The organism is Rhizobium sp. BK619, from assembly GCF_014195245.1.
Lineage (GTDB): Bacteria > Pseudomonadota > Alphaproteobacteria > Rhizobiales > Rhizobiaceae > Rhizobium > Rhizobium acidisoli.
Genome location: NZ_JACIBH010000001.1, coordinates 120,660 through 135,010 on the forward strand (window position 1 = coordinate 120,660; position 14,351 = coordinate 135,010).

A 14,351-nucleotide genomic window follows, 5' to 3' on the forward strand; every position below is an offset into this window, starting at 1 on the left:
TGCCGCATGTCCCGCTCCGAACGCCTCCTCGACCTCCTCCAGGTATTGCGCCGCCACCGTCGGCCGGTAAGTGGCGGGGTGCTGGCCGACGAGATAGGCGTCAGTATCCGCACCCTCTATCGGGATATCGCCAGCCTTCAGGCCCAGGGCGCGGCGATCGAGGGCGAACCGGGTGTCGGTTATATCTTGAAACCCGGATTTCTCCTGCCGCCGCTGATGTTTCCGCCGGAGGAGATCGAAGCGCTTGTCCTCGGCTCCCGGTGGGTGGCGGACAGAGGGGACGATCACTTGCGCGATGCGGCGCGAAATGCGCTGGCGCGGATTGCCGCCGTGCTGCCGCCCGAATTGCGCGACGCGCTGGATGCATCCGCCCTCCTGGTGGGGCCTGGCGTCAAACTCCCTGTCGACCAGGTCGATCCGGCGCTCCTGCGCAAGGCGATCCGCACCGAACGCAAGCTTTTGATCTCCTATAGCGACGGAGCCGGCGTGGCGTCGGAGCGTGTGGTGTGGCCGTTCGCGCTTGCTTTTTTCGACCAGGTGCGCCTCCTCCTTGGCTGGTGCGAACTCCGCCAGGATTTCCGCTCGTTTCGCACGGATCGAATCGTGCATGCGCAGGTGCTCGACGCTCGGTATCCGAAGCGCCGGCAGGCGCTGCTGAAACAATGGCGGGAGATGCAGGGAATATCGCATCGCGACGTATGATACTGCCAGAATTTGGCAGTGTCTGGTCATAAGCTTCTGCTGTCCAACGAACAACAGGAGATCCTTATGACCGCCAGCAACAGCATTCTTCTCTACGTGACCGACGCCCCGACGAGCGCCCGCTTCTACACCAGCCTGCTCGGCAAGGAGCCGGTGGAGGCGAGCGCGACCTTCGCCATGTTCATCCTGCCTTCCGGCCTGGGGCTCGGTCTCTGGGGCAGAGCGGGCGTGGAGCCGGCGCCGGCAGCAGCGGGCGGCGGCTGCGACATCGGCTTTAAGGTCGCGACATCAGACATGGTCGATGCGACCCATGCCGATTGGCAGGCCAAAGGCGCAAACATCCTCATGGCGCCAACCGATCTAGATTTCGGCCGAAGCTTCGTCGCCGCCGATCCCGATGGGCATCGCCTGCGCGTCTACACCGTGACCGAGGAGGCTTGAGCCATGGCGAAAGCCTGGATCGCCGTCGCTTCCGCAGAGCATGTCCGCATCGGCCGTCAAGCCGGCTTCATGCAGGTCTGTCACGGCAAGGCATCACCCCTCAGGCGGATCACGCCCGAGGATCGCGTGATCTACTACTCGCCCACCGTCGTCTTTGGCGGCAAAGACCGCCTGCAGGCCTTCACCGCGATCGGCGCGGCACGCGACGGCGCGCCTTACCAGGTGGAGATGGAAAGCGGTTTCAGGCCCTGGCGGCGCGATGTCGATTGGCAGTCGGCAGAGGAAACGCCGATCCGGCCTCTGCTCGACCGGCTTTCCTTCACACGGGTCGGCCCCAATTGGGGCTACCAGCTTCGCTTCGGCCTGTTCGGCATCAGCGATGAGGACGCCGATATGATCGCGGAAGCGATGAGCTGCTCCTATCCGAACGCCGCGCCGCGAGCGGTCGCCGCTTGAGCGCGACCCCTCTCGAGATCTTCAACGACGAGCCCCCGGATTTTTCCGGGGGTTTCTTTTGCCCGCAGCGCCGATCTCCGGATGATGGCCGAGCCGCCTGCCGCTGCATATCCCGTCAATCGAAATCGATTCAAGGATAAAATTATCCAGCAATTCCAAGTGTTGCGATGCCCTTTTCGCGTCTTTTCAGACGCATGGCGCTGCAATCCAAAATTCCTGTGATATAAGCAAAGTTCCGGCGAGAATCGGCCTTTCTGCAGCCGGTCTCTTCGCCTTGTTTTCATTGCGATATCGGCGGTCCGGCTGCATGGTCCTGTTCTCAGAATTGCTCCCCATCCCGGCCCCCGGAATTTCCCAGCACGCTGACGGTTAGCCATGGAAAAAAGCCTCGCCCGCTACATCTGGAAGAACACGCGGCTGCAGCAGCTGTGGATTCTGGCTGTCGTCGCCGCCTCGATGGTGCCCTATTTCCTGTCCTTCGACCTGCCGAAGCAGATCGTCAACGGACCGATCCAGGGCGATGGTTTCGAAGGTCCCGGCGCAAGGCAGACCTTCATGCACATCGCCTACGACATTCCGCTGATCGGCCATGTCGAATTCTTTCAAGGCTTGCAGCTCAACCGCTTCCAGATGCTGATGGCCCTCAGCCTGGTGTTTCTGGCGCTGGTGGTGCTGAACGGTCTCTTCAAGTTCTATATCAACACCTATAAGGGCCGGCTCGGCGAGCGCATGCTGCGCCGTATCCGCTTCGAACTGATCGACCGGGTGCTGCGTTTTCCGCCCATCCACTTCAAGCGGGTGAAATCGGCCGAGATCGCCACGATGATCAAGGACGAGGTGGAGCCGATGGGCGGCTTCACCGGCGACGCCTTCGTCTCGCCTGCCCTTCTCGGCGGCCAGGCGATCACCGCGCTCGCCTTCATCATCGTCCAGAATTTCTGGCTCGGCATGATTGCCGCCGGCATCGTCGGCGTCCAGGCCATCGTCATTCCCCGCATGCGCAAGCGGCTGCTGGATCTTGGCCGCCAGCGGCAGCTGACGGCACGCGAACTTTCCGGCCGTGTCGGCGAAATCGTCGACGGCATCGGCACGATCCACGGCAACGACACGTCCAACCTCGAGCGCGCCGACATCGCCTCGCGGCTCGGCCGGATCTTTTCGATCCGCTACGACCTTTACCAGTGGAAGTTCCTGGTGAAGTTCATCAACAACTTCCTCGCCCAGGTGACGCCCTTCCTGTTCTACGCGATCGGCGGCTATCTGGCGCTGCAGGGCCGGCTCGATATCGGCCAGCTTGTCGCCGTCATATCAGCCTATAAAGATCTGCCCGGGCCGCTGAAGGAACTGATCGACTGGGACCAGATGCGCCAGGACGTGCAGGTGAAATACCAGCAGGTCTACGAGCAGTTCAACGTCGAGCCGCTGATCGATAGCCGCATCCAGGAACTCGCCACCGCCCCTGTCGGCGCGCTGACCAGCGCGCTCGTCATCACCAATCTCTCGCTTTCCGACGACAGCGGCGCTCGTCTCGTCGACCACGTCTCCGTCGAGATCAAGCCGAACGAGACGGTGGCGATCGTCGGCCCGAACGGCAGCGGTGCGGAAGCCTTCGCCGAAGCGCTCGGCCGCATGGTCTGGCCCGATTCCGGCCGCATCACCATCGACGGACGCGACCTGCTGGACCTGCCGGAATCGATCACCGGCCGGCGCATTTCCTATGCCTCGGCCGATACCTTTTTCTTTCATGGCACGCTCGCCAGCAATCTGCTCTACGGCCTCAAGCACGCGCCGATGACCGATCCTGTCTACGACGAGAAGGAAGCGCTCGAATATAAATGGCACTCCGTCGAGGCGGTGAAGGCCGGCAATCCGACGCTCGATCTCAACAGCGACTGGGTGGATTACCAGGCAGCCGGCGCCAGCGGGCCGGAGGATTTGCTGAAAGCCATCCGGCCGGTGCTCGATGCCGTGCTGATCTCGCAGGATATCCTCGATCTGGCGCTGCGCTCGACCGTCAACACTGACGTGCATGTCGCCGTCAGCGACCATGTCGTTGCACTGCGCGCCTCGCTCAGAGACCGGCTGCGCGACGAAGGGCTCGACGGCATCGTCGTGCCATTCGATTTCGACGCCTATAACGCCCAGGCAACGGTCGGCGAAAATCTGCTCTTCGGCACGATGAAGCGGCCGCTGATGACCAATCGCCGGCTTGCCGCCCATCCCTATTTCCAGCAGCTGTTCCGCGAGACGGGCTTGAGCACCGACCTCTACGCCATGGGCCTTGAGATCGCCGAGAATGCCGTCGAACTCTTCCACGACCTGCCGCCGGACCATCCGTTCTTCCAGCAGCTGACCTTCATGACGGCCGACGACATCCCGACCTATCAGGCGCTGCTGCAGAAGCTGCAAAGCCGCCGCTTCGAGGATGCGACGCCCGAGGAGCGTTCGGCCATCATCCGCTTAAGTTTTGCCTATATCGAGCCGCGGCACCGCTTCGGCCTGCTGACCGACGAGTTGATGGACAAGATCGTCAGCGCCCGCAAGCAGTTCCACGAGCATATCCCGGCCGATCTCGGCGAACTGATCGAGCGCTACGACGCCGAGCGTTTTACCCCGTCGGCAAGCCTGATGGACAATGTGCTCTTCGGTCGCATCGCCTACCAGCAGGCCGACGCCTCCGACCGCATCCGCGCCATCATGGGCGAACTTTTCGACGCGCTCGATCTTTATGACGATGTCCTGGCGATCGGGCTGGAATTCGACGTCGGCTCCGGCGGCAAGCGGCTGACCATGGTGCAGCGGCAGAAGCTGAACCTGGCGCGTGCGCTGCTGAAACGCTCGGACTATTTCATCTTCAACCGGCCGCTATCGGCGCTCGACCAGCGCGTTCAGGACCAGATCACCCGCAACATCGTCCAGGACCTGCACGAAGAAGGCCAGCGGCCGTCAATCATCTGGGTGCTCTCCAATGCGCGCCTTGCCGAGATGTTCGACCGGATCCTGCTCTTCGACCGCGGCGGCTTGGCCGAGGCAGGAAACTATCCCGAACTTTCCGAGAAAAACGGGATGTTCAAGGAACTGTTATCGTAATATTCTATAGGGGCGGCGATGGTCGGCGTTCCCGGGGGGACGCCAGGAATTGAAGGCGCCAGGTTCCAAGAACCCTGCGTCAGGGGATTGAAACGCTCATGCTGTTGAGAGACGAAGTGGAAATGCTGCGCCGGGTGCCGATCTTTTCGAGGATCGCGCCAGCCAAGCTCAAGCTTTTGGCCTTCACCTCCGACCGCATGACCTATAAGGCCGGACAGAACCTCTTCCATCAGGGCGATGTCGGCGACGCCGCCTATGTCATTCTCTCCGGCACCGCCGATATCATCGTCTCCTCGCCCGCCGGCGAGATCAAGGTCGCCGATGTCGAACTCAACTCCATCGTCGGCGAAATCGCCATCCTCTGCGATGTCTCGCGCACGGCAACCGTTCGCGCCACCTCGCCGCTCGAGGTGCTGCGCATCAGCAAGGAACACTTCCTGAAGCTGCTCAGCGACTTTCCGGAGATGGCTGTGGAAATCATGCGGGTGCTGGCCGACCGCCTGAACCACACCACCGCGGAACTGACCGCGGCCCGCGCGGCAAAGCAGCCGCAGATGGCGCAGTAAGATTTTAGATCAAGATTTCGGTGGCCATTTTTGCGCACCGTGGACCAGGCGCAAAATTTCCACCTGTTTGGGTTTTTGGCGGACACGATAGATCACGATCAAAGATGTGCGTGAAATGACCAGCTCGCGCGTTCCATCGATTCGTCCTGGCCGGCCGATCTCCGGCTGATCGATGAGCAAATCAGTCTGACGCTCGATTTCATCAAGCTGGCCTATCGCAGCGCCGACATTCTTGTCGGCGATAAACTGAATTGCTCTTTTGCGATCGGATGCAGCTTTCGCGCTCCAGAGAAGCTTCACTTGGCCCCGCCCTTAAGCCGCGCCAGCAGTTCCGCCCGTTCCCGCGCCATCTCTTCCTCGACGACTTCGTGCGGGATCCAGACCGCATTCGGATCATCGGCTTCGCGGATTGCTTCCTTGACCTGTTCGCGGAACCACTTGTCGTATTCCGCCGCCTCATGGGTCCGGCGCAGAGCGGCGGCCCGATCCGGCCGCGATACCGTCTCGGAAACGTAATCGGCTGCATCGACATCGAACTGTGAGATGCCGACATCCTTGAGATAGGAAACCAGGGTATCCATGCGTTTGAACACCCTCACCTGCCGGCTGCGTTGGGCGGCGAGCGGACGCTCTGATTTGCCGTAACGAATGACGACCGACCAGCCGCCGGTTTTGCCGACGACATGCGCGGCCTCGACCGCTCCTGCATCGACAAGACGGGCAAGGGTCGAATGATCGATGGTTTCCGCGGTCATGGCATATCCTCGCTAATGGCGGATATCCTATGCAATTAATTATAGATTGCAATGCATTCAATAATTGGTCACGGCAATCTGATCGACATCGATGGCTGCCCCTCACCCTAACCCTCTCCCCGTAAACGGGGTGAGGGACGTGCTACACGAGACTTCCGCGAGGGACGGAGGGGTCGCGGCGTAGTCCCTTCGCCCCTGCAAGCGGGAAGAAGGTGCCGGCAGGCGGATGAGGGCTGGGGCGTCTCCAGCCCGCCTATTCGCGCTGTTCCAGCGCCCTGCTGAAGGCGAGCGCGGCCAGCGTGCAGATGGCGCCGGAGAGCAGGTAGTAGCCGACGAAGGTCAGGCCGAAGCGGCTGGAGAGGCTAAGCGCTACCAGCGGCGCGAAGCCGGCGCCGATCAGCCAGGCGAGGTCCGAGGTGAAGGCGGCACCCGTGTAGCGATAGCCGCGCCCGAAGCGCGACGAGATCGAGCCGGTCGCTTGGCCGAAGGACAGGCCGAGCACGCCGAAGCCGACGATGACGAAGGCGTCATGACCGCTATTGCCCGACGCGATCAGGATCGGGCCGACGAAGCTGAAGACGGCGATGATGACGGCGCAGATGGCAAGCTGGGCGCGCCGGCCGATGCGGTCGGCGATCAGGCCCGACGCGACGATAGCGACGATGCCGACCATGGCGCCGACAACCTGCACCACCATGAAGGCGCCGATCGGCTGGTTGCCGTAAAGGCTCATCCAGCCGAGCGGGAAGATGGTGACGAGGTGGAACATGGCGAAACTGGCGAGCGGCACGAAGGCGCCGATCAGGATGTCGCGGCCGTGAACGCGCAGAACGTCGAGGATCGGTGCGGCTTCCAGCTCGTGCTGTTCGAGCAGCGTGCCGAATTCCTTGGTCATGACCAGCCGCAGACGCGCAAACAGCGCCACGACGTTGATCGCGAAGGCGACGAAGAACGGATAACGCCAGCCCCAGGAGAGGAAATCCTCGCTGGAAAGATTGGCGACGAAATAACCAAACAGCGTGCTTGCCAGGGCAAAGCCGATCGGCGCGCCGAGCTGCGGGATCATCGCATACCAGCCGCGGTGATTGGCCGGCGCATTGAGCGCCAGCAGCGAGGCTAGCCCGTCCCAGGCGCCGCCGAGCGCAAAACCCTGGCCGAGACGGAAGAGCGCCAAGAGCGCGATCGACCAGACGCCGATCTCCTCGTAACCCGGCAGGAAGGCGATCGAGGCCGTCGAGCCGCCGAGCAGGAAAAGCGCGATGGTCAGCTTGGTGCCGCGTCCATACATGCGGTCGATCGTCATGAAGACGACGGAGCCGACCGGGCGAGCGAGGAAGGCGAGCGAGAAGATGGCGAAGGAATAGAGCGTGCCGGTCAGCCGGTCGGGCGCAAAGGGGAAGACCAGCTGTGGAAAGACCAGGACGGAGGCGAGGCCGTAGACGAAGAAATCGAAGAATTCCGACATGCGGCCGATGACCACGCCGATGGCGATGCTGCCTGGCGAAACCGGTTTGTCGTCGTGAATACGCCGCGCGTCGCGTTCCAGCGACGACGACGACGGTCCGTAATGCGATGTTGTTGCCATAAACGCCTCCTCGTTAAGGCACCTCCGGCAAGGCGCCCCAAGCGTGATCTTGATCAAACCCGCAGGCTTATCAAGTCCGTAAGACTGAAATAGTTTATCATCGCGGCGCAAATGAAGCGTGGATGGGAAAAATTTGCGTGATCCGGACGGGGATTTCCCCTGCAAATGCTGGCCTGGCCGGCTCTTGCGGATATATTGGACTAAAACATGCGCTGGCGAAAAAATCCTTCTGGATTCCCTCAGGATTTCAACGCTATAGGACAACAGCATTTACGCCGCAGTGCGGCATGCTTGCTGCACTGCGACCAAACACCTCATGTCGCGATCTGGTTCAGTGCTTTAGTCGCGGAACAAACGAAACAACAAGAGCTTAGAGACGTGCCAAAACTCATGAGGTTTTCCCGCCTTCTATCCGTCTTGCCGCTGCTTTTCCTGGCAGGATGCAACATGGTGGTCATGGCGCCGTCCGGCGACATCGCCGTGCAACAGCGCGATCTCATCGTCATCTCGACGGTGCTGATGCTGCTGATCATCATCCCGGTGATCTTCCTGACGCTGCTCTTTGCCTGGCGCTACCGCCACTCCAACACGGCCGCAACCTATGCGCCGGAATGGCACCATTCGACCCGCCTCGAAATCGTCATCTGGGCGGCACCGCTGGCGATCATCATCGCGCTCGGGGCCGTCACCTGGATTTCCACCCATAAGCTCGATCCCTACCGCCCGCTCGACCGCCTCGATGCGGCGCGCGCCATCCCCGCCGATACCAAGCCGCTGACCGTTGAGGTCGTGGCGCTCGACTGGAAGTGGCTGTTCTTCTATCCCGAACTCGGCATCGCCACCGTCAACGAGCTCGCCGCGCCCGTGGACATGCCGATCAATTTCAAGATCACCTCCTCCTCGGTGATGAACTCCTTCTATATCCCCGCCCTTGCCGGCCAGATCTACGCCATGCCGGGCATGGAGACCAAGCTGCACGCCGTCATCAACAAAGAGGGCGAGTATGAGGGCTTCTCCGCCAATTACAGCGGCTCGGGCTTCTCGCATATGCGCTTCAAGTTCCACGGCCTCACCCGCGAAGGCTTCGACGCCTGGGTGGCCAAGGTCAAACAGCAGGGCACCATGCTCAACCGCGACGCCTATCTGAAGCTCGAAAAGCCGAGCGAGAAGGAGCCGGTGCGCTATTATGCCGGCGCCGATGCCGATCTCTACGACGCCATCCTCAACATGTGCGCCACACCAGGCAAGATGTGCATGAACGAGATGATGCACATCGACATGACGGGCGGCGGTGGCAAGGAAAGTGCTGAGAATCGCGACAAGCTGCAATATGACAACCGCCATGCCGACGAAGGCATCGTGGCGCCTGCCGCCACCGTGCCGGCAACGGGTGCTCCGGCGCGCAGCGAACCGGCCAAGTCAAGCGATGGCAGCAGCATGCAGCACGACATGCCCGGCATGGACAGCACGCCCGGCACGGACATGCAGCATGACGGCCATTCCATGCCCGGCATGAACAACGGCGCCGATCCTGCGCCGGCGCAGCTCAACAACAACAATTAACCTGGCGCTTTGCGTCGCAAGACATAATGAACGGGTTGTTCCATGTTTTCCAATCCTGACCTCCTGAAGTTCGTCTTCGGCCGGTTGACCCTCGATGCCATCCCTTATCACGAGCCGATCCTGGTCGTGACCTTCATCGGCGTCGTCATCGGCGCCATCGCGGTGCTCGGCCTCATCACCTATTTCAAGTTCTGGGGGCCGCTCTGGAACGACTGGATCTGCAGCGTCGATCACAAGAAGATCGGCATCATGTATGTGATCCTCGCCGTCATCATGCTGTTGCGCGGCTTCTCCGACGCCATCCTGATGCGCATCCAGCAGGCGATCGCCTTCAACGGGTCGGAGGGCTACCTGCCGCCGCACCATTACGACCAGGTGTTCACCGCCCACGGCGTCATCATGATCTTCTTCGTGGCGATGCCCTTCGTCACCGGCCTGATGAACTTCGTCGTGCCGCTGCAGATCGGCGCGCGCGACGTCTCCTTCCCCTTCCTCAACAATTTCTCCTTCTGGATGACCACCGCGGGCGCGATTATCATCATGCTGTCGCTGTTCATCGGCGAATTCGCCCAGACCGGCTGGCTCGCCTACCCGCCGCTGTCGGGTGCCGCCTACAGCCCTGGCGTCGGGGTGGATTATTATATCTGGGGCCTGCAGGTGGCCGGTGTCGGAACGACGCTTTCGGGCATCAACCTGATCGCCACCATCGTCAAGATGCGGGCACCGGGCATGACCTTCATGAAGATGCCGGTCTTCACCTGGACGGCGCTTTGCACCAACGTGCTGATCGTCGCCTCCTTCCCGATCCTGACCGCCACGCTCGCCCTGTTGTCGCTCGACCGCTATGCCGGAACGAACTTCTTCACCAATGACCTTGGCGGCAACCCGATGATGTACATCAACCTCATCTGGATCTGGGGCCATCCGGAGGTCTACATCCTGGTGCTGCCGGCCTTCGGCATCTTCTCGGAAGTCGTCGCCACCTTCTCCGGCAAACGCCTCTTCGGCTACGCGTCCATGGTCTACGCGACCTGCGTGATCATGATCCTGTCCTATATCGTCTGGCTGCACCACTTCTTCACGATGGGCTCGGGTGCCTCCGTCAACTCCTTCTTCGGCATCACCACGATGATCATCTCGATCCCTACGGGCGCGAAGATCTTCAACTGGCTCTTCACCATGTATCGCGGCCGCATCCGCTTTGAGGTGCCGATGCTGTGGACGGTCGGCTTCATGGTGACCTTCGTCATCGGCGGCATGACCGGTGTCATGCTCGCCGTGCCGCCGGCCGACTTCGTGCTGCACAATTCGCTGTTCCTCATCGCCCACTTCCATAACGTCATCATCGGCGGCGTTCTGTTCGGCATGTTTGCCGGCGTGAACTACTGGTTCCCGAAGGCCTTCGGCTTCAAGCTCGATCCCTTCTGGGGCAAGCTGAGTTTCTGGTTCTGGCAAATCGGCTTCTGGTTCGCCTTCATGCCGCTCTATGTGCTCGGCCTGATGGGCGTCACCCGCCGCATGAGCCAGTTTGAGGACCCGTCGCTGCAGATTTGGTTCATCATCGCCGCCTTCGGCGTCGGCCTGATCGCGCTGGGTATCGCCGCCTTCCTGATCCAGATCGTCGTCAGCTTCATGAAGCGCGAGGAACTGCGCGACGACAGCGGCGATCCCTGGGACGGCCGGACGCTCGAATGGTCGACCGCCTCGCCGCCGCCGGACTACAACTTCGCCTTCACGCCTGTCGTGCACGACCATGACAGCTGGTACGACATGAAGAACCGCGGCTACGAGCGCCCGCTCGGAGGCTTCAAGCCGATCCATATGCCGAAGAATACCGGCACCGGCGCCATCCTCTCGGCCATCAGCGTCGCGCTCGCCTTCGGCCTGATCTGGTACATGTGGTGGCTTGTCGTCGTCTCCTTCGTCGGTCTGCTGGTCGTGGCGATTGGCCATACCTTCAACTACCGACGCGATTTCCACATCCCCGCCGAAGAGGTGACCGAAACGGAAGGCAAGCGCACCGCGCTGCTTGCCGAGCAGGTGTAATGACCATGAGCGATCAAACCATCGACACGGCCGAAAAGCCTGAATTCTACCTGACGGAAGACCATCATCCGGAGAACAGCACCAATCTCGGCTTCTGGCTCTACCTGATGAGCGACTGCCTGATTTTTGCGGTGCTGTTTGCCACCCACGGCGTGCTCGGCCGCAATTATGCCGCAGGCCCCTCGCCGGCCGATCTCTTCGATCTGCCGATCGTCGCCCTCAACACCTCGATGCTTCTGCTCTCCTCGATAACCTACGGCTTTGCGATGCTGCAGATGGAGCGGAACGCCAAGGCGGAAACGCTGTTCTGGCTTGCCGTCACCGGCCTCTTCGGCGCGGCCTTCATCGGGCTCGAGCTCTACGAGTTCATCCACCTGATCCACGAAGGCGCCGGGCCGACGCGCAGCGCCTTCCTGTCCTCCTTCTTCACCCTGGTCGGCACGCACGGGCTGCACGTCACCTTCGGCATCATCTGGCTGATCACGCTGATGGTGCAGGTGTCGATGCACGGGCTGGTCGAAGCCAACCGCCGCCGCCTGATGTGCCTGTCGATGTTCTGGCACTTCCTCGACGTCGTCTGGATCGGCGTCTTTTCCTTCGTCTATCTCCTGGGAGTTCTCGGATGAGTTCGCAAGCACCCGCACATGAGGATGCCCACGAGGCCCATCACGGCCACAGCCACGGCCATCAGGCCGGCCACGGCACCTTCCGCAGCTATATGACGGGCTTCGCGCTCTCCGTCGTCCTGACTGCCATTCCCTTCTGGCTCGTCATGGCTGGCGTGTTCGCGAGCCCGCTGGTGACAGCGGTGCTGGTGATGGGCATCGGCGCCATCCAGATCGTCGTCCATATGGTCTTCTTCCTGCATATGAACCCGCGCAGCGAGGGCGGCTGGACGATGATGGCGCTGATCTTCACCATCATCATCGTGGCCATCGCGCTCTCCGGTTCCCTCTGGGTCATGCATCATCTCAACACCAACATGATGCCGATGAGCCCCGAGATGATGAAGAACATGCCGTGATGATCACGAAGCGCCGGCGGCAGTGCCGCCTGCATCGGTTCAGCCCATGAGCGCGGCTCCTTCGGACACATCGGAAAGACGGCCTTCCCAGGCAAAACGGGCGTTCTTCTGCGTCTGCCTGGTGCTGCTTGCCGCAGCCCTCGCAGCGCTCGGTACCTGGCAGGTACAGCGGCTCGCCTGGAAGCGAGACCTCATCGCCCGCGTCGACCAGCGTGTGCATGCGGCACCGATTCCGGCGCCGAGGCAGGCCGATTGGGATAAGGTCAATGCCGCCGATGACGAATATCGGCGGGTGCGTGTTACCGGGACGTTGGCAAACGACAAGGAGACGCTGGTCTATGCCTCCACGACGCTCGGCCCGGGTTATTGGGTGATGACGCCGCTGACCCTTGCCGACGGCACGGCGATTCTCGTCAATCGCGGCTTCGTGCCGATCGACAAACGCGATCCGGCCACGCGCCGCGCGGGCGAATTGTCAGGCCCGGTCGAGATTACCGGCCTCATGCGGATGACCGAGCCGAAGGGATCGCTGCTGCAATCCAACGACGCCGCTGCCGACCGATGGTATTCGCGCGATGTCGCGGCGATCGCGCAAAAGCGCAGCGTCGGTGCGGTCGCCCCCTATTTCATCGATGCCGACGCTGCTGCCAATCCGAGCGGCCTGCCTGTGGGCGGCCTGACGATCATCCATTTCCCCAACAACCATCTCGTCTATGCGATCACCTGGTACGGGCTGGCGGCGATGGCGCTGGCCTTGCTGGTCTTCATTTTTCGCGGCGAGATCGGAAGAGGCCGCCGGGTATAGGCCGGTTCGGCAAGCGGTTGCGCCAAGGCTTGAGCGCAACCCGGATTAACACCGTGTAAAGCGATGTCCGATACTGCTTACCGGAACAGAACATATAAAAGCTGCCCATGACCCGGCCGGATTACATTCCCAGTCTCGATGGCCTGCGCGGTATCGCCGCGCTGCTGGTCGTTCTGGCGCATGTCGGACTTATCTTTCCATCAGCATCCGCGCATTTGACGACTATGGGCAGCGAAGCCGTCGGCTTGTTTTTTGCCCTCAGCGGCTTTCTGATGGCCCATCTCTACGGTTCGCGGCCGGTGACCAAGGAAAACGTCCTGGACTTTCTGGTCAGCCGCTTTGCCCGCATCTATCCGGTTTATCTGGCTGCCGTTCTGCTTGTGGCGATGCTGTCCGGCATGCAGAATCTAGACTTCGTTCAGCCGATCACCGGCGCTACCGACTTTGTACGCCATGTCTTTCTTCTGGGCTCGAGTGGCGTTTTCTGGTCAATTCCACCCGAAATTCAATTCTATCTGCTCTTCCCGATCCTGTGGCTTTGCCTGGCCCGCCCGCACCGCTACAGCGGGATGATCGGCGGCTTTGCGGTGGTGGTCGTCGTCGATGGTCTGCTCGAATTGCCGGGCCCTGGAATCATGCTCCTTTCCAAGCTCCCCTATTTTCTTTTCGGCGCACTGGCCGGGAAGATGCATTCCTACGGGGATAAATGGACGCCATCCGCCCTCACCGGAATTTTAACGCTCTTTCTTCTGGCGGCGTTCTTCACATACAGGCATCTCGTGCCTGGTTTTTCCCCCGAATTCTGGAGCCTGCAAAGCGCGTTAGCCGCAGCGATCATCGTCGCGCTCGTTGCACGACAACCTCCCCTCGCAGCCCATGTCCTGGCAGCCGCACCTATGCGGTTTCTAGGGACGATCAGCTTCTCGCTCTATCTGTTCCACGTGCCGATCATGTTCCTGGTGCATCGGAGTTTCGAAACTCTGATGCCGGAACCGGCGTTGATCGTGGTCGCGCTTGTCGTCGCGGTGGGGGGCGCATGGTTCCTGCATGAGACGATAGAAGTCCCGAGCCGACGTCTGCTTGTCGGGCTGTGGCAGCATCACCGGTGGCGTGTCACCGCACGCAAAATTCCGGCTGGGCGGATCGAACAGGCGATCCTTGACCTGCAAGAGACCGAAAAGCGCCTGCTGAGCGGCGCGCCGTCAGTCACCCCGGTCGAACGGCAAGTTCTGACGCCGCCAGAAATCCGGGAGGGAACCGATCGCGACGGGGATAATGGCGATGAGAAGCGTCGCGCATAGGCGGGCGATCGTGCTCT

General features: G+C 61.5%; 14 protein-coding genes. 11 read left to right on the forward strand and 3 right to left on the reverse strand.

All coding sequences use genetic code 11. From position 1 onward, the window contains the following. Positions 1–6 precede the first annotated feature (6 nt). From FHX14_RS00585 to FHX14_RS00605, 5 genes are all read left to right on the forward strand, one after another. Positions 7–702 carry a YafY family protein gene (locus FHX14_RS00585; protein ID WP_184375383.1) on the forward strand — a complete coding sequence of 232 codons (696 nt, stop codon included), beginning with the start codon at positions 7–9 and terminating at the stop codon, positions 700–702. Between the two features lie 66 nt (positions 703–768). Beyond that, positions 769–1,143 (forward strand): VOC family protein, encoded by a 375-nt coding sequence (locus FHX14_RS00590; protein WP_184375385.1) that lies wholly within the window; start codon positions 769–771, stop codon positions 1,141–1,143. A 3-nt stretch (positions 1,144–1,146) separates the two neighbouring features. Next, complete coding sequence (locus FHX14_RS00595) at positions 1,147–1,599, forward strand: EVE domain-containing protein (RefSeq protein WP_184375387.1); 453 nt, start codon at positions 1,147–1,149, stop codon at positions 1,597–1,599. A gap of 375 nt (positions 1,600–1,974) precedes the next feature. Next, on the forward strand, positions 1,975–4,689 hold the full coding sequence (locus tag FHX14_RS00600) for an ABC transporter ATP-binding protein (protein WP_003595054.1): 2,715 nt from the start codon (positions 1,975–1,977) through the stop codon (positions 4,687–4,689). Between the two features lie 98 nt (positions 4,690–4,787). Continuing rightward, positions 4,788–5,255, forward strand: a complete 468-nt coding sequence (locus FHX14_RS00605; RefSeq protein WP_003563501.1) for a cyclic nucleotide-binding domain-containing protein — start codon at positions 4,788–4,790, stop codon at positions 5,253–5,255. Positions 5,256–5,264: 9 nt separating this feature from the next. On the opposite strand, the gene FHX14_RS00610 is transcribed toward FHX14_RS00605, so the two are convergent. The 3 genes from FHX14_RS00610 to FHX14_RS00620 all read right to left on the reverse strand — a co-directional run bounded on the left by FHX14_RS00610 (position 5,265) and on the right by FHX14_RS00620 (position 7,595). Further along, positions 5,265–5,555: a type II toxin-antitoxin system RelE/ParE family toxin gene (locus FHX14_RS00610; protein WP_184375389.1), complete on the reverse strand. Its 291-nt coding sequence runs from the start codon at positions 5,553–5,555 to the stop codon at positions 5,265–5,267. Next, positions 5,552–6,010: a hypothetical protein gene (locus FHX14_RS00615; RefSeq protein ID WP_184375391.1), complete on the reverse strand. Its 459-nt coding sequence runs from the start codon at positions 6,008–6,010 to the stop codon at positions 5,552–5,554. Before FHX14_RS00615 ends, FHX14_RS00610 begins: the two co-directional genes overlap by 4 nt. A gap of 253 nt (positions 6,011–6,263) precedes the next feature. Next, entirely contained in the window at positions 6,264–7,595 is a 1,332-nt protein-coding gene (locus FHX14_RS00620; RefSeq protein ID WP_003595049.1) for an MFS transporter, read from the reverse strand. Positions 7,596–7,973: 378 nt separating this feature from the next. Here FHX14_RS00620 and cyoA point away from each other — a divergent pair, with 378 nt between their 5' ends. The 6 genes from cyoA to FHX14_RS00650 all read left to right on the forward strand — a co-directional run bounded on the left by cyoA (position 7,974) and on the right by FHX14_RS00650 (position 14,334). Continuing rightward, a complete protein-coding gene (gene cyoA / locus FHX14_RS00625; RefSeq protein WP_184375393.1) occupies positions 7,974–9,158 on the forward strand; it encodes a ubiquinol oxidase subunit II in 1,185 nt (394 codons plus the stop codon). A 42-nt stretch (positions 9,159–9,200) separates the two neighbouring features. After that, a complete protein-coding gene (gene cyoB / locus FHX14_RS00630) occupies positions 9,201–11,204 on the forward strand; it encodes a cytochrome o ubiquinol oxidase subunit I (RefSeq protein ID WP_003595047.1) in 2,004 nt (667 codons plus the stop codon). A gap of 5 nt (positions 11,205–11,209) precedes the next feature. Then, positions 11,210–11,830, forward strand: coding sequence for a cytochrome o ubiquinol oxidase subunit III (gene cyoC, locus FHX14_RS00635; protein WP_007628222.1), 621 nt, complete (start codon positions 11,210–11,212; stop codon positions 11,828–11,830). Then, positions 11,827–12,228: a cytochrome o ubiquinol oxidase subunit IV gene (cyoD, locus tag FHX14_RS00640; RefSeq protein ID WP_003595044.1), complete on the forward strand. Its 402-nt coding sequence runs from the start codon at positions 11,827–11,829 to the stop codon at positions 12,226–12,228. The genes cyoC and cyoD overlap by 4 nt, the downstream gene beginning before the upstream one ends. A gap of 46 nt (positions 12,229–12,274) precedes the next feature. Then, positions 12,275–13,033 (forward strand): SURF1 family protein, encoded by a 759-nt coding sequence (locus tag FHX14_RS00645; protein WP_184375395.1) that lies wholly within the window; start codon positions 12,275–12,277, stop codon positions 13,031–13,033. A 107-nt stretch (positions 13,034–13,140) separates the two neighbouring features. Further along, entirely contained in the window at positions 13,141–14,334 is a 1,194-nt protein-coding gene (locus tag FHX14_RS00650) for an acyltransferase (RefSeq protein WP_184375397.1), read from the forward strand. The last annotated feature ends 17 nt before the right edge of the window (positions 14,335–14,351 follow it).